23 protein-coding genes are annotated in these 24,722 nt (G+C 61.6%); 8 read left to right on the forward strand and 15 right to left on the reverse strand.

What is annotated here, in order from left to right:
- Positions 1–394: 394 nt before the first annotated feature.
- The 10 genes from fba to glpD all read right to left on the reverse strand — a co-directional run bounded on the left by fba (position 395) and on the right by glpD (position 11,818).
- Complete coding sequence (gene fba, locus PGB28_RS11120; RefSeq protein WP_271421590.1) at positions 395–1,462, reverse strand: class II fructose-bisphosphate aldolase; 1,068 nt, start codon at positions 1,460–1,462, stop codon at positions 395–397.
- Positions 1,463–1,476: 14 nt separating this feature from the next.
- Positions 1,477–2,484, reverse strand: coding sequence for a class 1 fructose-bisphosphatase (locus tag PGB28_RS11125; protein WP_271421591.1), 1,008 nt, complete (start codon positions 2,482–2,484; stop codon positions 1,477–1,479).
- Positions 2,485–2,486: 2 nt separating this feature from the next.
- On the reverse strand, positions 2,487–3,965 hold the full coding sequence (glpK, locus tag PGB28_RS11130; RefSeq protein WP_271421592.1) for a glycerol kinase GlpK: 1,479 nt from the start codon (positions 3,963–3,965) through the stop codon (positions 2,487–2,489).
- Positions 3,966–4,073: 108 nt separating this feature from the next.
- Positions 4,074–5,786, reverse strand: coding sequence for an ABC transporter substrate-binding protein (locus PGB28_RS11135; protein ID WP_271421593.1), 1,713 nt, complete (start codon positions 5,784–5,786; stop codon positions 4,074–4,076).
- A gap of 88 nt (positions 5,787–5,874) precedes the next feature.
- On the reverse strand, positions 5,875–6,147 hold the full coding sequence (locus tag PGB28_RS11140) for a DUF2160 domain-containing protein (protein ID WP_095587541.1): 273 nt from the start codon (positions 6,145–6,147) through the stop codon (positions 5,875–5,877).
- 24 nt (positions 6,148–6,171) lie between these two features.
- Positions 6,172–7,023, reverse strand: a complete 852-nt coding sequence (locus PGB28_RS11145; RefSeq protein ID WP_271421594.1) for a carbohydrate ABC transporter permease — start codon at positions 7,021–7,023, stop codon at positions 6,172–6,174.
- 3 nt (positions 7,024–7,026) lie between these two features.
- On the reverse strand, positions 7,027–7,896 hold the full coding sequence (locus PGB28_RS11150; RefSeq protein WP_093034230.1) for a carbohydrate ABC transporter permease: 870 nt from the start codon (positions 7,894–7,896) through the stop codon (positions 7,027–7,029).
- 133 nt (positions 7,897–8,029) lie between these two features.
- Positions 8,030–9,106, reverse strand: a complete 1,077-nt coding sequence (locus PGB28_RS11155) for an ABC transporter ATP-binding protein (protein ID WP_271421595.1) — start codon at positions 9,104–9,106, stop codon at positions 8,030–8,032.
- Between the two features lie 11 nt (positions 9,107–9,117).
- Positions 9,118–10,206 (reverse strand): ABC transporter ATP-binding protein, encoded by a 1,089-nt coding sequence (locus tag PGB28_RS11160; RefSeq protein ID WP_271421596.1) that lies wholly within the window; start codon positions 10,204–10,206, stop codon positions 9,118–9,120.
- A gap of 13 nt (positions 10,207–10,219) precedes the next feature.
- Positions 10,220–11,818 (reverse strand): glycerol-3-phosphate dehydrogenase, encoded by a 1,599-nt coding sequence (gene glpD, locus PGB28_RS11165; protein ID WP_271421597.1) that lies wholly within the window; start codon positions 11,816–11,818, stop codon positions 10,220–10,222.
- Positions 11,819–12,076: 258 nt separating this feature from the next.
- Between glpD and PGB28_RS11170 the strand changes: the two genes are divergently transcribed.
- From PGB28_RS11170 to PGB28_RS11195, 6 genes are all read left to right on the forward strand, one after another.
- Positions 12,077–12,838, forward strand: a complete 762-nt coding sequence (locus tag PGB28_RS11170; RefSeq protein ID WP_271421598.1) for a DeoR/GlpR family DNA-binding transcription regulator — start codon at positions 12,077–12,079, stop codon at positions 12,836–12,838.
- A 149-nt stretch (positions 12,839–12,987) separates the two neighbouring features.
- On the forward strand, positions 12,988–13,626 hold the full coding sequence (locus PGB28_RS11175; protein ID WP_271421599.1) for a DsbA family oxidoreductase: 639 nt from the start codon (positions 12,988–12,990) through the stop codon (positions 13,624–13,626).
- Between the two features lie 5 nt (positions 13,627–13,631).
- Positions 13,632–13,979 (forward strand): potassium channel family protein, encoded by a 348-nt coding sequence (locus tag PGB28_RS11180; protein ID WP_271421600.1) that lies wholly within the window; start codon positions 13,632–13,634, stop codon positions 13,977–13,979.
- 108 nt (positions 13,980–14,087) lie between these two features.
- Entirely contained in the window at positions 14,088–15,299 is a 1,212-nt protein-coding gene (locus tag PGB28_RS11185; RefSeq protein WP_271421601.1) for an MFS transporter, read from the forward strand.
- 107 nt (positions 15,300–15,406) lie between these two features.
- Positions 15,407–16,621, forward strand: a complete 1,215-nt coding sequence (locus tag PGB28_RS11190) for an NADP-dependent isocitrate dehydrogenase (RefSeq protein WP_271421602.1) — start codon at positions 15,407–15,409, stop codon at positions 16,619–16,621.
- 478 nt (positions 16,622–17,099) lie between these two features.
- Positions 17,100–17,303, forward strand: coding sequence for a hypothetical protein (locus PGB28_RS11195; RefSeq protein WP_271421603.1), 204 nt, complete (start codon positions 17,100–17,102; stop codon positions 17,301–17,303).
- Here the strand turns inward: PGB28_RS11195 and PGB28_RS11200 are convergent.
- From PGB28_RS11200 to PGB28_RS11220, 5 genes are all read right to left on the reverse strand, one after another.
- A complete protein-coding gene (locus tag PGB28_RS11200; RefSeq protein WP_271421604.1) occupies positions 17,293–18,486 on the reverse strand; it encodes a DUF2235 domain-containing protein in 1,194 nt (397 codons plus the stop codon). The genes PGB28_RS11195 and PGB28_RS11200 overlap by 11 nt on opposite strands.
- Before the next feature lie 58 nt (positions 18,487–18,544).
- Complete coding sequence (locus PGB28_RS11205) at positions 18,545–19,255, reverse strand: RlmE family RNA methyltransferase (protein WP_271421605.1); 711 nt, start codon at positions 19,253–19,255, stop codon at positions 18,545–18,547.
- Between the two features lie 115 nt (positions 19,256–19,370).
- Positions 19,371–19,544: a hypothetical protein gene (locus tag PGB28_RS11210; RefSeq protein WP_271421606.1), complete on the reverse strand. Its 174-nt coding sequence runs from the start codon at positions 19,542–19,544 to the stop codon at positions 19,371–19,373.
- 147 nt (positions 19,545–19,691) lie between these two features.
- On the reverse strand, positions 19,692–21,941 hold the full coding sequence (locus PGB28_RS11215; protein WP_271421607.1) for a BTAD domain-containing putative transcriptional regulator: 2,250 nt from the start codon (positions 21,939–21,941) through the stop codon (positions 19,692–19,694).
- 67 nt (positions 21,942–22,008) lie between these two features.
- Complete coding sequence (locus tag PGB28_RS11220; protein ID WP_271421608.1) at positions 22,009–23,121, reverse strand: Ppx/GppA phosphatase family protein; 1,113 nt, start codon at positions 23,119–23,121, stop codon at positions 22,009–22,011.
- Between the two features lie 334 nt (positions 23,122–23,455).
- Here PGB28_RS11220 and PGB28_RS11225 point away from each other — a divergent pair, with 334 nt between their 5' ends.
- Together PGB28_RS11225 and PGB28_RS11230 are read left to right on the forward strand one after the other, a co-directional pair.
- Positions 23,456–23,758, forward strand: a complete 303-nt coding sequence (locus tag PGB28_RS11225) for a virulence factor (protein ID WP_271421609.1) — start codon at positions 23,456–23,458, stop codon at positions 23,756–23,758.
- A 37-nt stretch (positions 23,759–23,795) separates the two neighbouring features.
- On the forward strand, positions 23,796–24,722 hold the full coding sequence (locus tag PGB28_RS11230; RefSeq protein WP_271421610.1) for a methylenetetrahydrofolate reductase: 927 nt from the start codon (positions 23,796–23,798) through the stop codon (positions 24,720–24,722).

Consider the following 24,722-nt stretch of genomic DNA (forward strand, 5'->3'; position numbering starts at 1 on the left):
ACATCTGGGGATGTCTCCCCCAAAGGCCCGCCCATGCCTGCGGTTTAATGGTCGCGCGTATAGACGGGGTTGGGCGGGGGTGCAAGGGGCAATGTGGGGGACGTCGCAGTACCCAATGCAAGATTTGTGTTCCTAAGGTCAGGACGCATTCATTTCCCGACAAGAATTTTCTTTCGGTTGCGCGCGTTCCAATCTCTGCGCACCACCGAACACCCGTCTCCTCGCCATTCACCCGCCCTTTTACACCCGACTCTGTCACCGCCGGAGGCGCAGCAATACGGTCAAACCTGACAGGCTCTTCGACCCGCTGGCCCAGCAGCACATCCTGCCCCGGCCACATAGTCCGGGCCGCCGCCGGGACGTGACAGCCGAGGGCGGTCAGGGCAGGATGCGCTTACGCGGCAGCGGCACCTGTGGGCGCGATGCGGGCATAGCACGCGGCCATTTCCGACAGCGTGATCGGCGTGATCCGGGGCGCATGGCCTGCGCTGCCGAATTGCTCGAACCGGTCGCGGCAGACGGCGGACATGGCCTCGATCCCCGGCGCGAGGTATTTGCGCGGATCGAACTCCCCCGGGTGTTTCGCAAAAACCTTACGGATCGCGCCGGTCAGCGCCAGCCGTAGGTCGGTATCTACATTGACCTTGCGCACACCAAAGCGGATGCCCTGCTGGATTTCCTCGACCGGCACGCCCCAGGTCGGGGCAATCTCGCCGCCATGGGCGTTGATGATATCCTGCAATTCCTGCGGCACCGAGGAAGAGCCATGCATCACCAGATGCGTGTCCGGCAGGCGGGTATGGATCTCGCGCAGGCGGTCGATGGCAAGGATCTCGCCATCGGGTTTTCGGGTGAACTTGTAGGCCCCGTGCGACGTGCCGATGGCCACGGCCAGCGCATCGACGCCGGTCAGCCGCACGAATTCGGCGGCTTCTTCCGGGTCGGTCAGAAGCTGTTCACGCGACAAGGCCCCCTCGAACCCGTGCCCGTCCTCGGCCTCGCCGCGCAGGGTTTCGAGCGACCCCAGATGCCCGATCTCCCCCTCGACCGACACACCCACCAGATGCGCCATTTCGACGACCTTGGCGGTCACGGCGACGTTTTCTTCAAACGTGGTGGGCGTCTTGCCATCGGCTTTGAGCGAGCCGTCCATCATGACCGAGGAAAACCCGTTGGTGATGGCCGACAGGCAGGTCGCGGGCGCGTTGCCGTGGTCCTGATGCATGCAGACCGGGATATGCGGGTAAAGCTCGATTGCGGCGCGGATCAGGTGTGACAGCACGATGTCATTGGCAAAGGCGCGCGCGCCGCGACTGGCCTGCATGATGACCGGGCTTTGGGTGGCATCCGCCGCCGCCATGATGGCGAGCATCTGCTCCATGTTGTTCACGTTGAACGCGGGCAGCGCATAGTCATGTTCAGCCGCGTGATCGAGCAGCTGACGCAGGGAAACAAGAGCCATGTCCGAACCTTTCTTCAGGAATGGGCGGGGGTGGCGCCCGTGGTGTGATAGTCGGTCAGCCGCGTCACCTCGTCGGCGGAGCCAAGGATGACAGGCACACGCTGGTGATGACCCGTCGGCGCGATATCGAGAATGCGCGTCTGGCCGTCGGTGGCGGCACCGCCCGCCTGTTCCACCAGAAGCGCCATGGGGCTGGCCTCGTAAAGCAGTCGCAGCTTGCCGCCCGCAGTACGGTTGCCGTCGTCTGCGGGGTAGAGAAACACGCCGCCACGGGTCAGGATGCGGTGCACCTCGGCCACCATGGAGGCGGTCCAGCGCATGTTGAAATCGCGCCCGCGCGGGCCGGTCGCCCCTGCCAGGCATTCGTCCACATATTGCCGCACCGGTGCGTCCCACAAACGATAGCGCGAGGCGTTGATGGCAAATTCGGATGTCTCTGCCGGGATCGTCATGCGCGGATGGGTCAGCCGGAAATCCCCGGTGCCGTATTCACAGGAAAACCCGTAAACGCCGCTGCCCACGGTCAGAACCAGCATCATGGTCGGGCCATAGATCGCGTAGCCCGAACACATCTGCGCGCGCCCAGCCTTGAGCACGTCGCGGTCGCCATCCGCGCCCACGGTACAGATCGAAAAGATCGAGCCGACCGACAGGTTCACATCGATATTCGATGAGCCGTCCAGCGGATCGTAGAACAGGAGATAATCGCCGCCTTCCGGCTCCTTGAGCCAGACCGCATCTTCGCGCTCTTCGCTGACCAGCGCGGCAAGGCGCGGCGAGCTTTCGCAAATCCGGGCAAAGACCTCGTCGGCGATCACGTCGAGTTTCTTCTGGTCTTCGCCCTGAACATTAGTGTCCCCGGCAAGGCCGTGATTGCCCTCGAACGCTGCGTTGCGCAGCCGGTTGCCGATCACCCGGCAGGCCGAGGCGATGTCCTCGATCAGGAAAATGAGATTGGGATCGAGCCCGCCGGGTTCAGCATGGCGGGTCAGGAAGCGGCGCAGTGTGATCGGTTCGGACATGCTCAGAAACTCATCGTCGCGGTCACGGCCCGTTGCCAAGCGGCATATTTCCGGTCGCGATCCTCACCCGCCATCGACGGCTCGAAACTCCGTTCCAGCGCCCATGTCGCGGCGAACCCGTCCATATCGGGGTAAATACCTGCGCGGCTACCCGCCAGCCAGGCCGCCCCAAGCGCGGTGGTCTCCAGCACCTTGGGCCGGTCCACGCGGGCGTCGATGATGTCAGACAGGAACTGCATCGTGTAATCCGAGGCGCTCATGCCGCCGTCAACTCGAAGCACTGCGTCCCCTGCCCCGCCCATATCGGCCTGCATCGCGGCCAGAAGATCGCGGGTCTGGTAGCCCACGCTCTCCAGCGCGGCGCGGGCGAATTCTTCCGGCCCCGAGCCACGGGTCAGGCCGAACACCGCACCGCGGCATTCGGCGTTCCAATAGGGCGCGCCCAGCCCGGTGAAGGCCGGCACCAGAACCACGTTCTGCGCAGGATCGGCGGCTTCGGCCAGCGGTTGCGTCTCTTTCGCCTCACGGATGATCTTGAGCCCGTCGCGCAGCCATTGCACCACGGCACCGGCGATAAAGATCGAGCCTTCCAGCGCATAGGTCGGCTTGCCATCCAGCTGATAGGCGATGGTGGTCAGCAGCCGGTTTTGCGACCGCACCGGCGTATCGCCCGTGTTGATCAGCGCAAAACAGCCGGTGCCATAGGTGGATTTCAGCATACCGGGCTCAAAGCACGCCTGCCCCACCGTGGCAGCCTGCTGGTCGCCCGCGATGCCCAGGATCGGGATCGGGCGGCCAAAGAGATCGGCGCGCGTTTCACCGAAATCGGCGGCGCAGTCGCGGACCTCGGGCAGCATGGACATGGGAATGCCCAGCCGGTCGCAGATGGTTTTCGACCAGCGCCCCTTGCGGATGTCATAAAGCATGGTCCGCGCCGCATTGGTAGCATCGGTTACATGCGCCGCACCGCCGGTCAGGTTCCAGACCAGCCATGTATCAACGGTGCCGAAAACCAATTCGCCGGCCTCAGCCCGCGCCCGGGCACCCTCCACATTGTCGAGTATCCAGGCCAGTTTCGTGCCGCTGAAATACGGGTCCAGCAAAAGGCCCGTGCGGTCGGTCACCACCTCTTCGAACCCGTCCGCCTTGAGCGTCTGACACATGGACGAGGTGCGCCGGTCTTGCCAGACAATGGCGTTATGGACGGGTTTGCCGGTGCTGCGGTCCCAGACCAGCGTCGTTTCGCGCTGGTTGGTGATGCCGATCGCGGCAATCTCGGCCCCGCCGGATTTCTCGATGGCCGCCCGGCAGGTCGCCGCCGTGGTCGCCCAGAGATCGCCCGGGTCATGCTCGACCCAACCGCTGTCGGGGAAATGCTGGGGGAATTCTTCCTGCGCCGAGGCAATGGCGCGCATATCCCCGTCAAAGACGATGGCGCGTGTTGATGTGGTGCCCTGATCAATGGCCAAAATGTGGGTCATGCCAATCCTCTCCCTCGTTGCGGTTGCAGGCTATGTCTTTGCGGCGTGATGTAAAATGGACAAAAGAAAAGCCGAGGCCCAGAGCGGGCCCCGGCCGGGGAGGAAGGCTTATTCCCAGGACGCGATCAGCTCATCGTAGCTGACGGTCTGGGGCTCTTCATCTTCGTTCTCAAGCTTGGCGTAGGGCGCGCCGGGCTGGGCGAACCAGTATTCCGCATCACGCTCTTCGTTCAGCTTGGGACCGATGTCACCCTGGATACCGGCACGTTCCAGACGCTCAAGAACGCGTTCCTGGTCGGCGCAGAGGCTGTCCAGTGCTTCCTGTGCGGTCTTGGCGCCGGACATGGCGTCACCGATATTCTGCCACCACAGCTGGGCCAGCTTCGGGTAATCCGGAACGTTGGTGCCGGTGGGCGACCATGCGACACGGGCGGGCGAACGGTAGAATTCGACCAGACCACCCAGTTTGTCGGCACGCTCGGTGAAGCTGTCATGCTGCACGGTGGATTCGCGGATGAAGGTCAGACCCACATGGGATTTCTTCACGTCCACGGTCTTGGAGGTGACGAACTGGGCATAGAGCCACGCGGCTTGCGCACGATCCACCGGGGTGGATTGCATCAGCGTCCAGGAGCCAGCGTCCTGATAGCCGACCTTCTGGCCTTCTTTCCAGTAGGCACCATGCGGGCTGGGGGCCATGCGCCATTTCGGCGTGCCGTCCTCGTTCATCACCGGCAGGCCGGGCTTCACGGTGTCGGCGGTAAAGGCGGTGTACCAGAACATCTGCTGCGCCACGTTGCCCTGTGCCGGGATCGGGCCTGCCTCGGAGAAGGTCATGCCAGCGGCGGCGGGCGGCGAGTATTTGTTCAGCCACTCAATCGCTTTTTCCACGGCGTAGACAGCAGCAGGCGCGTTGGTTGCACCGCCACGGGCCACACAGGAACCGGTGGGCTGGGAGTTTTCGTTCACACGAATGCCCCATTCGTCCACGGGCAGACCGTTGGGCTCACCCACGTCTCCCATACCGGCCATCGACATCCATGCGTCGGTGTAGCGCCAGCCCAGCGAGGGGTCTTTCTTGCCGTAGTCCATGTTGCCAAAGACTTCGCCTTCCACACCCAGATGCGACAGGTCGCGACCGGTGAAGAATTCCGCGATGTCCTCATAGGCCGACCAGTTGACCGGAACGCCGAGATCATAGCCATAAGCCGCTTTGAAGTCGGCCTTGTTCTTCTCGTCGTTGAACCAGTCATAACGGAACCAATAGAGGTTCGCGAACTGCTGGGTCGGCATCTGGTAGACTTTGCCATCCGGGCCAGTGGTGAAGCTCAGGCCAATGAAATCTTCCAGATCCAGCGTCGGCAGGGTCACCGCCGCGCCTTCGCCCGACATCCAGTCGGTCAGGTTGCGCACCTGCTGGTAGCGCCAGTGGGTGCCGATCAGGTCGGAGTCATTGACATAGGCGTCATAGATGTTTTCGCCCGACTGCATCTGCGTTTGCAGCTTTTCGACAACATCGCCTTCGCCGATCAGGTCATGGGTGACCTGGATGCCGGTGATGGCGGTGAATGCGGGGGCCAGAACCTGGGATTCGTACTCATGCGTGGTGATGGTCTCGGAAACGACCTTGATCTCCATGCCTGCGAACGGCTTGGCCGCGTCGATGAAGAACTGCATCTCCGCTTCCTGCTCGGCGCGGCTGATCGACGATAGATCGCCGATTTCCGCATCGAGGAACGCCTTGGCGGCATCCATGTCGGCAAAGGCCGGGCCCGCAAGGACCAGCAGCGCCGCTGTTGTGGATTTGAGGTTGAGGTTCATTGGTTTTGTCCTCCCATTTTGAACCGATGAATGAGGAAGTTCGAAGCGTGGCCGGGTCTCCTCCTGTCCCGGCCACGGGGGCCTGTGGCTACACCCAGCGGAAGACCGCGGCGGCGTAGATCAGGCAGACGATGAGGGCGTAAGGTTGTTGCGCCCCAACGATCCCGAGCCAAGCCAGATTGATAAAGGCCGAGCCCAGAAGGGTGATGAAGAGCCGGTCGCCCCTCGTGGTTTCGATCCGCAGAATGCCCGTGCGGGGCGTTTCCGGGAATTTAATGGCCAACACCGTGAAGGTGATCAGCAGCGAGGCGATGACGGCGAAGAAGATCGCGGTCGGCCAGGTCCATGCCATCCAGTCCATTGGAAGTCCTCCCTTTCTTCAGGCTTACACGCGACCCAGGGCAAAGCCCTTGGCGATGTAGTTGCGGACGAAGTAGATCACGAGCGCGCCGGGCACGATGGTCAGGATACCGGCAGCCGCCAGCACGCCCCAGTCGATGCCCGATGCCCCCTGGGTCCGGGTCATGATCGCGGCAATCGGTTTGGCGTCGACGGTGGTCAGCGTGCGGCTCAAGAGCAGTTCCACCCATGAGAACATGAAGCAGAAGAACGCCGCAACCCCGATGCCACTGGCAATCAGCGGCGTGAAAATCTTCACGAAGAAGGCACCAAAGCTGTAGCCGTCGAGATAGGCGGTCTCGTCGATCTCTTTCGGCACGCCGCGCATGAAGCCTTCCAAAATCCACACCGCGAGCGGCACGTTGAACAGGGTATGCGCCAGCGCCACGGCGATATGGGTGTCAAAGAGGCCCACCGACGAATACAGCTGGAAGAAGGGCAGCGCAAAAACCGCGGGCGGTGCCATCCGGTTGGTCAAGAGCCAGAAGAACAGATGCTTGTCGCCCATGAAGTGATAGCGCGAGAAGGCATAAGCCGCCGGCAGCGCCACCGCGAGAGAGATCACCGTGTTCACCGTCACGTAGATGATCGAGTTCACATAACCCATATACCAGGCCGGATCGGTGAGGATCGTGGCGTAGTTGGCGAATGTGAGATTGCGCGGGAACAGCGTGAACTCGTTCAGGATCTCAGTGTTGGTCTTCAGGCTCATGTTCAGCAGCCAGTAGATCGGCAAGAGCAGGAACAGGAGATAGAGGGTCATCACCACGAGGCGGCTGTTGATCTTGGGCAGAGACAGCCCGCGGGATGAAGTTTTGTTTACGGTCATATCGGCCATGGATCAGCCCTCCCGCTTATCGAGGTTGGTCATCACGGTGTAGAACACCCAGGAGATGAGAAGGATCACGAGGAAATACATGATCGAGAAGGCCGCCGCGGGTCCGAGGTCGAACTGTCCCAGCGCCATTTTGACGAGGTCGATCGACAGCAGCGTGGTGGCGTTGCCGGGGCCACCGCCCGTGACGACGAACGGCTCGGTATAGATCATGAAGCTGTCCATGAAGCGCAAGAGGATCGCGATCATCAGCACGCCCATCATCTTGGGCAGTTCGATGAAGCGGAACACCTTCCAGCGCGACGCCTGGTCGATCTTGGCCGCCTGATAGTAAGCGTCGGGGATCGATTTCAGACCGGCAAAGGCCAGCAGCGCCACAAGCGAGGTCCAGTGCCATACATCCATCACGATGATCGTGACCCAGGCCGCCAGAATGTCCTGCGTGTAGTTGTAGTTGATGCCAAGCGCATCCAGCGTGTAGCCCAGCAGGCCGATATCGACGCGGCCAAAGATCTGCCAGATCGTGCCAACCACGTTCCATGGAATAAGCAACGGCAGCGACATCAGCACAAGGCAGAAGGACGACCAGAAGCCCGATTTAGGCATGTTCAGCGCCACGAAGATGCCCAGCGGGATCTCGATGGCCAGGATGATGCCCGAGAACATGAGCTGGCGTCCAAGCGCGTCCCACATGCGTTCCGAGCGCAGCATTTCTTCGAACCATTCAAGCCCGGCCCAGAAGAACTGGTTATTCCCGAACGTGTCCTGAACGGAATAGTTGACCACGGTCATCAGCGGGATCACCGCCGAAAAGGCCACCAGAAGCAGCACAGGCAGGACGAGAAACCATGCCTTTTGATTGACTGTCTTTTCCATTACTTCGCCCCCTCCCCGGACGAGTGCGCCACGGGGCGCGCGATTTGTGCGGATGCCTGATCGAGGAAACGGTCAACCATTTGGATTTGGCGTTCCATGATCTGTTGCGGTGTCAGGATCGGACGGCCATCCATCACGCGGCCTCCCCGTTTACGCGCCAGTCATTGGCATAGACATTGACGCGGGTAGGATCGAATGTGACACGGTTCATATCGGCGCTGATATGGTCGTCTTCGCCCGCGATGATGTTGATATCGCTCCCGAAAAACTCTGCGCGGATGATCTTGTGGCGGCCCACATCCTCGACGCGGCGCACCTTGACGGGCAGGCCCTCGGTCTGGCTCAGCTTGGCGAATTCCGGGCGCACGCCGATCTCGACCTTGCCATCCAGCGGTTTGTAACCCTGCGCGAGCTCTACGTAAGAGCCGTTCACATAGGCCTTGTTGCCGTCGATCCGCGCCGGGATCACGTTCATGCCCGGCGAGCCGATGAAATAACCCACGAATGTATGCTCGGGACGCTCGAACAGCTCTTCGGGCGTGCCGATCTGCACGACGCGGCCGTCATACATGACGACAACCTTGTCGGCAAAGGTCAGCGCCTCGGTCTGGTCATGGGTCACATAGATCATGGTATGCCCGAAATCATGGTGCAGCTGCTTGAGCTGTGTGCGCAGCTCCCATTTCATATGCGGGTCGATCACGGTCAGCGGCTCGTCAAACAACAGCGCGTTCACGTCCTTGCGCACCATGCCACGGCCCAGCGAAATCTTTTGCTTGGCATCGGCGGTGAGACCACGCGCCTTTTTGCGCAGCATCTCCTCCATGCCGATCATACGGGCGATTTCCTGAACGCGCTCCGCGACATAGCTCTCGTCCCGGCCACGGTTGCGCAGCGGGAACGCCAGATTGTCATGCACCGTCATGGTGTCGTAGACGACCGGGAACTGGAACACCTGGGCAATATTGCGTTCTGCGGTGGGGGCGTGCGTTACGTCCTTGCCATCAAACAGGATGCGGCCCTGGCTCGGGTGCAGAAGCCCCGAGATGATGTTGAGCAGCGTGGACTTGCCACAGCCCGACGAGCCCAGCAGCGCATAGGCCGCGCCGTCGTCCCAGTCGTGGTTCAGTTCCTTCAGCGCAAAGTCGTCTTCGCTGCCCGGATTGGGCAGGTAGGAATGCGCGAGGTTATCAAGTGTGATCTTGGCCATGGTGTCCTCCCTCAGGCCGCAAGCGCATAGGCGGCAGGTGCCACCAGCTTGCCGTCTTCGCCAAAAATGTAGACATGGCGGGGGTCCAGCCAGACATCGAGCCGCGCGCCCAGATCCAGCTCATGAACCCCATGGATCAGCCCGACCCAGCGTTCGCCGAAATGGTCCAGGTGAACAAAGGTCTCCGACCCGGTCAGCTCGGTCACCGACAGTTTCGTGGCGAATTGCATCGCGTTCGCCGAATGCTGGCTGATCTCAAGATGGTTCGGACGGAACCCGGCGGTGTAGCGGCCATCGGCCAATTCGGCGAGCTTGCCGGTTGCCGCGGTGCTCTGACCATCGCCGAACATGATGCGGTCGGCGGTTTTGGAGATCGGCAGGAAGTTCATCGGCGGATCCGAGAAGACCCGCGCCGTGGTGGCATCCACCGGCTGGCGATAGACCGACGGGGTCGGGCCGAACTGGGTGATGCGGCCCTCGGACAGGGTGGCGACATTGCCGCCCAGCAGAAGCGCTTCCTCGGGTTCCGTGGTGGCGTAGACAAAGATCGAGCCGGACGCTTCGAAAATTTTGGGAATCTCGACCCGCAGCTCTTCGCGCAGCTTGTAATCGAGGTTCGCAAGCGGCTCGTCGAGCAGCACCAGACCGGCATTCTTGACCAGCGCGCGCGCCAGTGCACAGCGCTGCTGCTGACCGCCCGACAATTCCAGCGGCTTGCGCTCCAGCATCGGGGTCAGCTTCATCAATTCGGCGGTTTCGCGCACGCGGGCGTCGATCTCTGCCTTGTTCACGCCCATCAGCTTCATCGGCGAGGCGATGTTGTCATAGACGCTCATCGACGGGTAGTTGATGAACTGCTGATACACCATCGCGACCTTGCGGTCCTGAACGCGCTGGCCGGTGACATCCTGATCGTTCCAGATCACCTGTCCCGTAGCGGGCACATCGAGCCCGGCCATCAGCCGCATGAGCGATGTCTTGCCCGACAGGGTCGGTCCAAGCAGCACATTCATCGTGCCTTTTTCCAGCGTCAGATCCGTCGGGTAGATATGTGTCTGCCCCTCGACGGTCTTTGATACGCCTCTCAGTTCGAGCGTCATCAGGTCCTCCTCCTTATTCCGCCGCCGCGGGTGTGGAATGGCGACGCTGCGCCATCCAGTCATCAAGCGCCTGGGTTTGCTCGGCCGTCAGCCGCAGCCCCAGCTTGTTGCGCCGCCAGATCACGTCCTCTGCCGTGCGCGCATATTCATGTGTCATGAGCCAGCTGATCTCGGCTTCGGTCAGCGTGGCGCCGAAATCCTGCCCCAAATCAGCAGCTTGCTCTGCATTGCCCAGAATCTTCAAGGCTTCCGTGCCGTAGGCCCGAACCAATCGCGTGGCCCAAAAATCGCTCAGGAACGGGAAGCGCGATTGCAGATCGGCCACCAGTTTGGCCACGCCATCCACCGGAAAGTTGCCACCGGGCAGAGCGACGCCAGCGGTCCATTTGCCCTTGGCCAGTTTCAGGTGGTCCCCGATCTTCTCCATCGCGCTTTCGGCGAGGCGACGATAGGTGGTGATCTTGCCGCCGAAGATATTGAGCACCGGCGCGCCTGCGCTGGTATCAACCTTGAGCGTATAGTCCCGCGTTGCCGCCGTGGCGCTGCTTGCGCCGTCATCATAAAGCGGGCGAACGCCGGAATAGGTCCAGACCACGTCGTCGCGGGTCAGTTGCTGTTTGAAATACTGGTTGGCAAAGCCCAGCAGGTAGTCTTGTTCCTCGGGGGTGCATTCCGGTTTGACCGACGGGTCGGTATGTTCGGCGTCGGTGGTGCCGATCAGGGTGAAATCCGTCTCATAGGGGATCGAAAAGATGATCCGCCCGTCGGTGCCCTGAAAGAAATAGCACTTGTCGTGATCGTAAAGTTTTCGGGTCACGATATGTGAGCCGCGCACCAGCCGCACACCTTCGCGTGAATTCAGCCGCACCTTGGTCTGGATGATGTCGCCAACCCAGGGGCCACCGGCATTTACCAGCATCCGGGCATAAAAGGTTTGCAGACGGTTGCTTTCGGTATTGCGCGTTTCGATGCGCCAGATGCCGTTTTCGCTTGTCGCGCTGACCACCTGTGTACGCGTCATGATATGCGCGCCGCGCGCTTCGGCATCGCGGGCATTGAGCACGACAAGACGCGAATCCTCGACCCAGCAATCGGAATATTCATAGGCCTTGGCAAAACGATCCTGCAGCGGCGCGCCCTCTTTCGAGCCGCTCAGCTCCACGGTCGACGTCCCTGGCAGGATCTTGCGCCCACCCAGATGGTCATACATGAACAGCCCCAGCCGGATCAGCCAAGCGGGCCTGCGCCCTTTCATCCAGGGCATGAACAGGCTGAGCAGTTTCGAGGTCGGCGTATCCGACTCGAAACGCATATCCTTATGATATGGAAGCACAAAACGCATCGGCCAGCTGATATGTGGCATCGCTTTCAAAAGCGTTTCACGCTCGATCAGTGCCTCGCGTACCAGCCGGAATTCGAAATATTCGAGATAGCGCAGCCCGCCATGAAACAGCTTGGTCGACGCCGAAGAGGTGGCGGAAGCTAGGTCGTTCATTTCGGCCAGTGCCACCGTTAGTCCACGGCCCGCCGCGTCCCGGGCGATGCCGCAGCCATTGATGCCGCCGCCAATGATGAACAGGTCTGTGATTTCCGTGTCGGTCGGGTGTCCCACGCGATTCTCCTCCAAGCGCGTTGTACCACGTTTGTGACGAAATTGCCGGAAGATCGCAATATAAATATTTTCGTTTATGTTCGTTTTTGAGCTTGTCGGGGGATATCAACAGCTTACCCGACGTCAATTTAAGCCAGATCAGACAGAACAGCACGAAACCAGGGAATTCTTGTTGCCTTTCTATTCGTTTTTCGCGAATCTCTTGCCCCAACGCCGCACAGGTCCGGCCGTGAACGCTATTGGGAGATAAGGCCGATCATGTCGCAAACATTCCGCCATCCCGAAATTCTTGAGATCGCGCGCCGTGAAGGCAAGGTGACGGTCGAAGGGCTTGCCCGGCATTTTGACGTGACGCTCCAGACCATTCGCCGGGATCTGACGGATCTTGCCGATGCGGGGCGACTGGAAAGGGTGCATGGCGGGGCGGTGTTGCCGTCGGGCACAACCAATATCGGCTATGAAGAGCGCCGTGCCCTCAAAGCCGAAGAAAAACGCGCCATGGCCCGCGCCTGTGCCGCCGAGATCCCGAATGGCATTTCGCTGTTTCTGAATATCGGCACCTCGACCGAGGCAGTCGCGCAGGAGTTGATGCATCATGAAAACCTCATGGTGGTCACCAACAACATGAACGTGGCCAATATCCTTGCCGGGAACCGCGATTGCGAAATCATCGTGACCGGCGGGCAATTGCGCCGAGCCGATGGCGGGCTGGTCGGCAATCTGGCGGCAGAAACAATCCGTCAGTTCAAATTCGATCTGGCCGTGATTGGCTGTTCCGCACTGGACCGCGAAGGAGACCTTTTGGATTTCGACATTCAGGAGGTCAGCGTCAGCCAGGCCATCCTGCGCCAGTCCCGCAAGACATTTCTGGTGGCCGACCAGTCCAAGCTGTCTCGCAGCGCCCCGGCCCGGATTGCCTCGCTTGCCGATATCGACACGTTTTTCACCGATAAACCCCTGCCCGCCGATCTGGCCGCGTCATGTGACACGTGGCGGACCAACATCGTGGTCGCGGACTGACGCGCTGAGGTGACACCGCCCGGCTTTCCGGGATGGGGGCAACGGGTGAACGCCCCCTGCCCGCCTCACACCGTTGCTGCTGCCCCCCTCGCCAATCGGAACAAGCCCTGTTACACCCTGCCCCCAACACCGTCAGAGGGGCGCGCGCCATGGTCAAACTTGACATCATCTCCGATCCGATTTGCCCGTGGTGCTATATCGGCAAATCCTATCTCGACCGGGCGCTGGAGGCGGCGGGCGATCATCCGTTCACCATTGAATGGCATCCCTTTCAGCTCAATCCCGACATGCCCGCCGGTGGCATAGACCGGCGCGCCTATCTTGAGGGCAAGTTCGGCGGTCAGGAGGGCGCGGTGCAGGCCTATCTTCCGGTGCAGGAACATGCGGAGAAGGCCGGGCTTGAGATCAACCTGTCGGGCATCCAGCGCACCCCCAACACGATCGACGCGCATCGCATGATCCACTGGGCCGGGATCGAGGGCAAGCAGACCGCGATGGTCTCGGCGCTGTTCAGGGCGTATTTCGTGGACAGCCGCGACATTGGCGATCATGAGACGCTGGCCGATATCGCCGACGGGCTGGGCATGGATGCCTCGGTGATCCTGCGGCTTCTGGCCAGCGATGCCGATGTTTCTGACATCCGCGACCGCGACGCCAAGGCGCGCGAGATGGGGGTGAATTCGGTGCCGACCTTTATCGTGGCGGGCCAGCACGCGGTGCCGGGCGCCCAGCCGACCGAGCTTTGGTCCAGGGTCATCGCAGAACTGGGCGCGCAGCAGACCGCGTAAGGCCCATGCATCCTCTTCGTCTTCTTGCCCTGTTCCTGACCATCGTGATCATCGTGACCTCCGGCACGGTGTTTTTCCGCTATGTCGAGGGCTGGTCCTGGCTCGATGCCTATTTCTTTACGGTCGTGACCCTATCCACGGTCGGTTATGGCAGCCTTGTCCCCGCCACCGCCATGGGCAAGATCGGCACTACGGTGTTCATTTTCCTCGGCCTCGGGGTCTTTGCCGTTACCATCCAGCAATTTGGCGTCTTTGCCATGCGCAAGCGCGAGGAACATACCGAATGGCTCATCGGGCGACTGGGCCACAAGGAAGAGCCCCCGGCAAACACGGACGATCCCCCGACGCGGTGAGCTCTGAGGCGCAAAAATGCGCACTGCCCTGTGCGTTGACGGCGTCCAGCAAGTGACCTAGGCCAATCCCTGAATATGACGCGGGACAGGCCCCGTCAGGGGAGCTTCATGTTAACGTCACGCATTTCCCAGACCGAATTCGTCGCATTGATGGCCATGCTGATGGCCACCATCGCCTTTTCCATCGACGCGATGCTGCCCGCCCTGACCACAATGGGTACGGCGCTGTCGCCCGTGGCACCTGATCGCGCCGCGCTTGTCGTTACCGCCTTTGTCGGCGGCATGGGGCTGGGCACCCTGTTCACCGGTCCCCTGTCCGACGCCCATGGACGACGTCCGGTGATGTTCTGGAGTTGCGGACTGTTTGCGCTGGCCGCCGCGATCGCCGGGATGGCACAAAGCCTTGAGGCGCTGCTCATTGCCCGGTTCGTGCAGGGAGTGGGTGCCGCCGGTCCGCGCGTGGTCGCCATGGCGATGATCCGCGACCGCTACAAGGGCCGGGAAATGGCGCGGCTCGTCTCCTTTGTCATGGTGGTCTTTTCACTGGTGCCGGTGCTCGCGCCGACGCTGGGGGCCGGGATCATCGCCCTGACCGGCTGGCGCGGGATCTTTGCCGCTTTCGTTCTGTTTGCCGCGCTGGCCGCGCTCTGGCTCTACCTGCGCCAACCCGAAACGTTGCAGCCCGGCTCCGAGCGCCCGTTTCGCCCGCGGCTGATCTGGGAGGGCTTGCGCGAGATGTGGGCCATTCCCATGGTGCGCCTGTCGGTCCTGACCCAGACGCTGGCCTTTGGCATGCTGTTTGGCATGCTATCCTCGGTCCAACTGGTGTTCGACCAGACATTTGGGCGCGGCGATACCTTCCATCTCTGGTTCGGGTTCGTGGCGCTGATTTCAGCCAGTTCCGGCTTTCTCAATGCGGCTGTCGTGCGCCGCTTTGGCATGCGGGCCATCATCATGGTGATGTTTGCCGTGTCCGCGTCGCTCAGCCTGTGCTTTGCGCTGATCTGGCCCACCCTGCCCCCGTCATGGCAATTCGCCAGTTTCGTGGGCCTGCAAGTGGTGATCTTCTTTCAGGCCGGCATGACGCTGGGTAATCTCAACGCGCTGGGGCTGGAACCGCTGGGCCATATCGCGGGGCTTGCGGCCTCGGTCATCAGCGGGTTGTCGACCATTGGTGCCGCGATGATTGCCGCGCCATTGGGTCTGGCCTTTGACGGGACGCCCCTGCCGCTGGCTTGGGGGCTTTGCGTGCTGGCGCTGCTCTGCTTTGCGCTCACGCTCAGGATGCGGCGGCTTGAACGGGTGGCGCGGCACGTCTGAAATTCCCCGTATACATTTGTATACAATTGATTGACGCGGGCGCTGCATCCTTTAGGACTAAGGTCGAGTGCGAATCTCTCCTGACCCAACCCGCAAAGGTGCCGCCCATGTCCCGGATCAAAGTAGACAACCCCGTCGTGGAGCTTGATGGCGATGAAATGACCCGCATCATGTGGGACTTCATCAAGAAGAAACTGATCGAGCCTTATCTGGATATCGACCTGCTCTATTACGATCTGGGTATCGAGGAACGCGACCGCACCGAGGATCAGGTGACCATCGACGCCGCGATGAAGATCAAAGAGGTCGGCGTTGGCGTGAAATGCGCCACCATCACCCCGGACGAGGCGCGGGTTGAAGAGTTCGGCCTCAAGAAGATGTGGAAAAGCCCCAATGGCACGATCCGCAATATCCTGGGCGGCGTGGTGTTCCGTCAGCCGATCATCTGCCGCAACGTACCCCGGCTTGTCCCCGGCTGGACCCAGCCCATCGTGGTGGGGCGTCATGCGTTCGGCGACCAGTACAAGGCCACCGATTTCCATTTCCCCGGCAAGGGGCAGCTGACGATGAAATTCGTGGGCGAGGACGGCACCGAGATCGAAAAGGTCGTCTATGACGCGCCCTCGGCGGGCGTTTATATGGGCATGTATAACCTTGATGACTCCATCCGCGACTTTGCCCGTGCCTCGTTGAATTACGGGCTCAACCTTGGCTGGCCGGTCTATCTCTCGACCAAGAACACCATTCTCAAGGCCTATGACGGGCGTTTCCTTGAGATCTTCCAGGAGGTGTTCGAGGCCGAGTTCGAAGAGGCGTTCAAGGAAAAGGGCATCTGGTACGAACACCGGCTGATCGACGACATGGTGGCCTGTGCGCTGAAATGGAATGGCGGCTTTGTCTGGGCCTGTAAGAACTATGACGGCGATGTGCAGTCCGACACCGTGGCGCAAGGGTTTGGCTCGCTTGGCATGATGGCCTCGCAGCTCATGACGCCGGATGGCAAGATCGTCGAGGCCGAGGCGGCGCACGGCACCGTCACCCGCCACTACCGCCAGCATCAGGCGGGTGAGGCCACCTCGACCAATTCCATCGCCTCGATCTATGCCTGGACCGGCGCGCTCAAGCATCGAGCCAAGCTGGATGACAACGGCGCGCTCAAGACCTTTGCCGAGACGCTGGAAAAGGTGATCGTGGACACGGTTGAATCCGGTTTCATGACCAAGGATCTGGCGCTTCTGGTGGGACCCGATCAGAAATGGCTGACCACCATGGGGTTCCTTGAAAAGATCGACGAGAACCTGAACCGCGCGCTGGCGGGTTAAAACGGGATGGCGCGGTTCGGGGCGCAGCCCCGGGCCGCGACCCGTCCGTCCCATTGTCTCCGCATGGACCTTAACCACGAATCATTTTCTGCCCCAATTTGGACATGTTGGCACCGGCGACGTTTCCGGATTGGCGTCAATTTTTTCTAGCGCCCGCCATCATTTCCACCAGCGCGACGACCAAATCGAAAATTCCCCAAAATAAGGCGAAATCGGCACATTTCCTTGCCCAGATTCCGCCTTTATGCCATTTTTGGATCACGGAAAATTTTGGAGCACCCAATGATTATTCTGCTTGCTATGGTTGGCCTCGCTGCGCTGGATTGTTTTGTCCGCAGCTGCATTCTGGTTCCCGCGAAAGCCTGAGTTACGAGTTACATCTCCGTTCTCTCACACGCAAAAAAGGCGTTCCGGACGACCCCGGAACGCCTTTTTCTTGTCCTGCAAAATGCCATGATCCCCTGCTGTCTTGGCCCGCATGGACCACGGAGCAGACAGCACATCGCGCTATGACCGGCTTTTCGCACTGATCCATCAGGCCGCGAGACAGGAACATCTGCACGCGCGCCGCAAAGACGAACTGCCCCCGCCACATGCCATCATGCAACTGCGTGACGCGGCCGAGCGATCATTGGGCCGTGCGCCTGCCGATGAATCCCTGCGCCGGGCGCTCAGACCTTGACGTGATTGTCGGGAATGTTGGGCTGATCGTAATCCTTGTCCGTTCCGCGCCGCTCAAAAACCGAATTGTGAATCTGCGCCCCATCGGGGATCACCCGCCTGCGTGAGCGGCCAAGGTAGAACCCGCCCAGCCCGGCCACCTTGTGACCGTTTTCATCACGTTTGCGTCTTGGCCAGTATTCCAGCAGCTTCCAGCCCGCATTCATCGACTCGTTCCTGTCCGCCGTAGCCTTGGGTTTGACATAGCCATCCCCTTCGGTCAGCCCCTTCACGATCCGGTTGATGGTCCGGGTCTTGTAGCGCAGGCCCAACGGTTCGGTTTCTTCCAGCATCCATTCCAGCACCACCTTGCCAAGCGCGCTGTCCTCTTCCGGGTATCCGCCGCCGATGTCGCCATGCACGCCGGAAAACCAGACCTCGTTCACATCCTGCGGCTCGGGCTCTTGTGGGCGGACCGGGCTACGCCCCCAGAACTCGCCGCCCGTGGGCCAGAGCTGTGGGGTGAACATGGCGCGCCGTTCATCAATCGCCACCGCATGCCGCACCGCCTTGACCGACGGGTTGCGCTCGGTAAAGGCATAGCGGCGTACATCCGGCCCGCGTTTCCATTCGATCACCGATCCAACCGTGTCAAAGAGCATCATGATATCAATAGCCACGCGCGGCGCGCGCAGCATCCGGTCGAACAGGCGCACCGCCGCAAAGGGGTTGTGATCCGGGTCCTTGCCGCCTGAGTCGCTGTCATCATCCGACACCTGCCGATAGGCGCGATAGGCATAATCGACGAGGTTGTCATTCTCCGGCGAAATCAGCCCCAGCGCATGCAGGAACCCCGCCAGCACCCGCGCGGTATAGGCCCCACGCGAAAACCCGCCCAGCACGATGCGGTCGGGGTCTGTCCCGGCCTCCTTGTCGCCATGGGAATAGTGCCTGATCAGGAACCGGTAGGCTTCCTTGACGTTCTGATCCACGCCCCAGCCGGTGGCGAGCCCCCAGACCTCATGCCCCTTGCGATATGTCGAAGACCAGGCGTTTTCGGCCCCAAATGTGCCAACCCCGGGATCGTAATAGACAAGCTGTCCCTCATCTTTCTTGAGACAGCCATAAAGCCGCAGAATATGCGTCCGGTTGCGCGCCACCTCGTTCGAGGTTCCGTCGAGCAGAATAACAATGGTTTTTGGCATGAATACCCCCTGCAATCCTCTGAAATACCTTCAGAGTACCGCAGAACGGGCAATGCGCCTAAGAATTTCCCCCGCGAAATCCGGTCGCCACGACAAATTTCTCGGAACTGTCCGATCGCGAGGCAGGCGGTTTCACATTGGCCACCTTGGTGAAATTCTGCTTGAGCAGCTTTTGCAGGTCGCCTTCCGCGCCCCCGGCCAGCACCTTGGCCACAAAGGTCCCGCCTTCTTCGAGCACGTCAAAGGCAAAATAGGCCGCCGTCTCGCACAGGTTCATGATGCGCAGATGGTCGGTCTGTTTATGTCCCGAGGACGCGGCCGCCATATCCGACATCACCACATCGGCCTTGCCGCCCAACCAGTCCTTGACCTGATCGTCCGCGCCGTCATCCAGAAAATCCAGCTGGTGCAGCTCAGCCCCCGCAATCGGTTCCACCTCCTGCAGGTCGATGCCCAGCACGGTGCCCACGGCCTTGCCGGATTTCTCACCCAGCGCATTGACCCGCTTGACCGCCACCTGGCACCAGCCGCCCGGCGCACAGCCCAAGTCCACCACCCGCGCACCCGGCACGAGAAAGCGGAACTTGTCGTCGAGTTCCAGTATCTTATAGGCCGCGCGCCCGCGATACCCCTCGGCCTGGGCACGCTTGACATAGGGATCGTTCAACTGCCGCTGCAACCAGCGCGTGGACGACAGCTTGCGCCCGCGTGCGGACTTCACCTTGACCTTGAGATCGCGCTGCCCGCGCCCAGATGTGTTTTTCGCCACGGTTCCAGCCCTTTCCTGAGACACGCCAGATAGCCCTTCATACCGCGCGAAACAAGGGCAAGACAAACCCCGCCGGGATCGCCGACGGGGTCTTGCAAGGGCGGAACATGTGGGATTAGGCGGCGAAGACCCCCATCAGCGTCATGGCGATCCCCGCGACCACGAGCATGCCGATCACGGGTGAACCCGACACGGTCCACTTGCGGCGCGGTCCCCGGCCCATGCAGGCGCGGGCGTCGCGTTCAATGTCGTCAAGGTGGAACTTGTGGGTCATCGTGTTGTCATACATGGCTCTGTCTCCGGGTTGGCTGGTGTGTGTTGACTTTCGATACATCCAACCTAGCCGCGTGCCGTTGCCCGCCCATGTGCCGCAGCGTGATAGAAGCGTGAAAACGCCCGTGATTTCCGTGAAATTGCAGTTTTTCAGGCAATTACCTCAGGACAGCCCCGCCATTTCCAACCGTTTGCGCAGCCCGTCTGTTTGCGACAGATCCTTGTAAAGCGTCACCATCTCCAGTTGGGGAAAGCTGTAATCCGGATCGAGCCGGTAGATCTGGGCCACGCTGTCGCGCGCGCCTTCGATGTCATCCTGCGCCACCTGCGCCGCCGCCATGAAGCTAAGCGCGCGCGGGGTGGGAAAGGACAAGCGCTTGAGCGAGTCGACCGCGCCCGCATAGTCGCCGCGCGAATAAAGCAGCACGCCCTGATCCTCGACCGCCCAGACCGGCAGAAAGGGATCAAGCGCCAGTGCGCGGTCCATCACCTCCTGCGCCTTGTCATGCTGGCCGCTCCAGCACCAGTAGACCGCCGATGTGCCCGTCAGATAGGCATCGCTCGGGTTGAGCTCCACGGCGCGTTGCACGTGATGCAGCCCCTTGTCGAAATCGCGGTTCATCATGGCAATCGCCCCGGCAATGCGCTGCACCTCGGGGTCATGTTCGTGAATGGCCAACGCCTGCGACAGATCGCGCAGCCCGTCCCCCAGCGCATAATCTCCATCAAACCAGGATGTGGAACAGACCCGCCACGCATAAGAACGTGCGAAATCCCGGTCGATGTCGATCGCCTCGGTGAAAAAGCGCGATGCGCGCTTGGCATTGTCCAGCGACAGCCCCGCCCGGCGGTGATTGTAAAGCCCGCGCAGATACCAGTCGAACGCGCCCATGGAATTGGTCAACGCCCGTTCGGCCCGTTCGCTGGCGGCGATCTCGGCCTTGTGCACCACCAGCGTCGCGATCCGGTCCACCATCAGACTTTGTTGCGCGAACAGCTCGTCAAAACGGCCATCGAACCGGTCGCTGTGAATGGTGGACATGTCGTTGAGATCGGTGATGCTCATCGCGATGCGCAGATGGTCCCCCATGCGCAGCACGCTGCCATCGACAAGGTAGTTCACCCCGAGACTGTCCTTGAGGTCCGCCACGTCCAGGCCCAGCTTGCGACAAGTTTGCGCGGCGGTGGGCGAGGCGACGGTCAACCCGCCAAAGCGGGACACGCGGGCGGTGATCTCTTCGGCCAGCACCAGCCCCAGCGGGATGCTGCCCGGCTCGGAATGCAGGTCCTGAAACGGCAGGATGAGCAGCGAGAGGTCGCTGCCCAGCTTCTGCTCGGGCCGTTCGGTCACGGTACCCACCTGCAACCTGTGGCGCGGGACCTGGGCGACCTCATAACCCTCACTACCGGCACAGGGGGCGAAGCCAAAGGCCGAACCATGGTCGGTGTCCGCCATGATCGCGGGGCTGGCCACGCATCCGGCTTCGGTGTTGCTCAGCAACTGGCGCGCCGCGCCCTGCGGATCACTGTCGGCTTCGGCGGCGCTCAGCACCACGGCACGCCCCTTGCCATCCCGGTTGTGATTGAACGCCGCGCTCAGCGCCTCTTCGGTCGATGCGGCCTCGGCAACGTGATCAAACGCGCCCGACGGGGTCAGGAACACGGTTACCACACCACTGCGTCCCGCATCGGCGGAAGCGGGTGCCAGGCGCGCGGCGCGGATCTGGCTCGCCAGTTGCCTTGTCTCACTTTCGGGCGTGACACCCAACTGCGTCTCAAGCGCCTTGCGACAGGTCTCATACTGCGCCAGCGCGACGTCGGTCTTGCCCATTGCCGCCAGCATCCGCATCAGCTTGCGGTGCAGCGCCTCGTTAAGCGGATCGCGGCGCAGCGCCTCGGCCAGTGCGGCGCTGGCGCGGGCGTGGTCGCGCATCTCGGCCGCCTGCTCCGCAACGCCGGTGAGTGCGGAGACCATGCGCGCGTCAATCTCGCGGGCGCGGGCATTGGCCCAATCCTCGAACGGTGCGGCCACCGATGCGAACCCTTCGAGAAAGGCCGGCTGCCCGGCCAGAGCCATCGCGTCCTCCAGTTCACCCGCAAGAAGCGCACGGGCCGGGGCCGCAATCCCATCTGGGCGCAGCACCACCTGATCCCCGCTGGCCTCGAGCGGATCATGCCCCGCCGTGGCAAAGAGCTTGCGCAGCTGGCTGAGCGCTTGCCGCAGGTTGGTGCGCGCCTGTTCCTCGGGGCTGTCGGGCCAAAGCAACCCGGACAGGTGCCCCCGCGTCACCGGCTCGTTCATCCGCATCGTAAGATAGGCCAGAAGCGCCATCGCCTTGCGCGCGCTCAGCGCATGGCGTTCGCCGTCAACTTCAATGCCTGGAGGTCCGAATAGATTGATATGAAATCGCATTTTGCGGCTCCTGCACGCCCGGGATAAAGCGCAGGATAGCAAAATTAACCTTTTGCGTCATCCGTTGCTAAAACGGCCCGTCTTCCAACACCCCGTCCGCCGACATCTGCGAATAGAGCAATCCCTCGCGCAGCCCGCGATCCGCCACAGACAGCCGGTCTGTCGGCCAGCAGCGCAGCAGCGCCTGCAGGATCGCCGCGCCCGACATGATCAGCGCCTGCCGGTCCTGACCGATGCGCGGGTCCGCCCGCCGGCCTTCGGGGCCCAGTTCAAGATAACCGTTGATCACCTTGTCGATCTGGTCCGAGGTCATGCGCAGCCCGTCCACCTTGTTGCGGTCATAGCGCTTAAGCCCCAGATGCGACGCCGCCACCGTGGTGACCGTTCCGCTGGTGCCGACAATCTGGAACCCCTCGCGCGCCTGTTCGTCCTTGTAAGGGGCGAAATCCGCGAGGTTCTCCTCAAAGAACCACGACATCAGCGCATAGCGCGCCGCGTCATCCTGCACATCGTTGAACTGGTCGCGCAGCGTGGCCACCCCAAGCGGCACCGAGATCCAGTCCACCACGCGGGCCACGGGAAAAGGGCTGTCAGCGTTGTGAAACCCCGAATGCAGCCGCATGATCGCACGCGGGCGGTCATGGTTGGGCACGGTGGAGAGATCAATCCAGACAAGTTCGGTCGAACCGCCGCCGATATCCACCACCAGCAATTGCTCGGTCTTGGTCGAGACCAGCGGCGCACAGGAAATCACCGCCAAGCGGGCCTCTTCCTCCGGTTCGATGATCTCCAGCTTCAGCCCCGTTTCGCGCCGCACGAACTTGATCAGGTCCTGGCCATTCTTGGCCCGGCGGCACGCCTCGGTCGCCACCAGACGCATGCGCAGGACTTTGTGACGGCGCAGTTTCTGGCCACAGATGCGCATTGCCTGCACGGTCCGCCCCATGGAGGACCGGCTCAGACGACCAGAACGCTCCAGCCCGGAACCGAGCTGGACGGATTTCGAGAAACTGTCGACCACATGAAACTGGCTGCCCTTGGGTTGGGCAATCAGCATGCGACAACTATTCGTGCCCAGATCCAGCGCAGCGTAAAGCTCACTGGGATCGGGCGGTTTCGGCGCGGGGCTCTCAACCGGTTTCGGGAATGCGCCCGCACCATTGGGACGCTTGGGCGCCATTGTCACGCCCTCCGATGTATCGTGTTGGGATCAAAGATAGACGCGGCCCCTGCCCCGCGCAAGACCAAGCTTTGGGCGATTTTTCCGTGAAACCCCCGCAACTTATGCCGCAGCGCAGCATGAACATACCAAACCGGAGTGAACACGCTTCATCATTTGCATGAGAATTATGAGCGCCGCTCAGGGGATTGCAGGGTTTTGCCGTTGCCGATCTGCCCGTATGCAAGGGTCATCCATCGCACAGGTCGCACATGCGTCGCTTTCTGTCGAAAACGGGACGTGGCACCACGTGGCTGTGACTTATGCAGGGCTGAGAGCTGAAGGAGAGGAATCAATGGTTGATGTGACCGTGGTCTATTGGCGGGACATTCCCGCGCAGGTCATCGTCGGCAAGGGCCGCCGGGGCGCGAAAATGCCGCTTCCCGAACGGTTCGAACAGGCCATTGACCGCGCCGCCATGAAGGTTGGCGCAGCCGATACCGATGCCTATCTGGCAGAGTGGCGCAAGGCGCCGCCCTACCCGGTCGAAGGTGAGGCCAGCGAAGTGGCCGCATCCGAGGCCGCCCGGATCGACGCCGAATATGATCAGGAGCGCATCAAGGCCCTGATCGCCAATGATGGATGGGCCAAGGGCTGAGACGCTGATGGGTCCGAGACAGCTATGGGAGGCCGCAATGGCTTTGCTGAACTTCAAAAAGCGCGACGCCGCGCCCGCCACCACCTCGCCCGAGGTTGAAGCCTTCCTGCAGGGCTATTCCATCGAGGTGATGCCGCGCACCGCCGAAAAGGTCGAGAATTTCCGCGACCTGCTGCCCGAGGGCACGCGCGTCTACATCGCCCATATCGAAGGTACGCCGATCGAGGACATGGTCGCCACCGCCAAACGCCTGGCGAATGAAGGCTATCCGGTGATGCCACATTTCCCGGCGCGCATCATCCGCGACGCCGCCACGCTGGAGAACTGGATCGCCATGTATCAGGGCGAAGCCGGTGTCGAGCAGGCGCTCTTGCTCGCCGGTGGCGTGGACAAGCCGCATGGCGATTTCCATTCCTCCATGCAGCTGCTGGAAACCGGGCTGTTCGACAAGGCGGGGTTCAAGCGCCTGCATGTCGCCGGCCATCCCGAAGGCAACAAGGACATCGACCCGGACGGCTCGCGCAAGAACGTGGACGAGGCGCTGCGCTGGAAGACCAAGTTCAACGAAACCACCGATGCCGAGATGGCGCTGGCCACGCAGTTTGCCTTTGACGCCAAGCCGATCATCGCCTGGGCCGACGCGCTGAAAGAGGCGGGCATCACCCTGCCCATCCATATCGGCATCGCCGGTCCGGCCAAGCTTCAGACGCTGATCAAATTCGCCATCGCCTGTGGTGTCGGCCCGTCGCTCAAGGTGCTGCAGAAACGCGCCATGGATGTGTCCAAGCTGCTGCTTCCCTACGAGCCGACCGATGTGATCCGTGAACTCGCCATGCACAAGGCAGCCAACCCCGATTTCAACATCGACAAGGTGCATTTCTTCCCGCTTGGCGGGATCAAGACCAATGCGACCTGGGCAATTGAAAACGGCGGCGAGGCCACCAAACCGGCCAGCGCGTCCTGA

This window comes from Primorskyibacter aestuariivivens, from assembly GCF_028023675.1.
In the GTDB taxonomy this organism is placed as follows: domain Bacteria; phylum Pseudomonadota; class Alphaproteobacteria; order Rhodobacterales; family Rhodobacteraceae; genus Marinovum; species Marinovum aestuariivivens.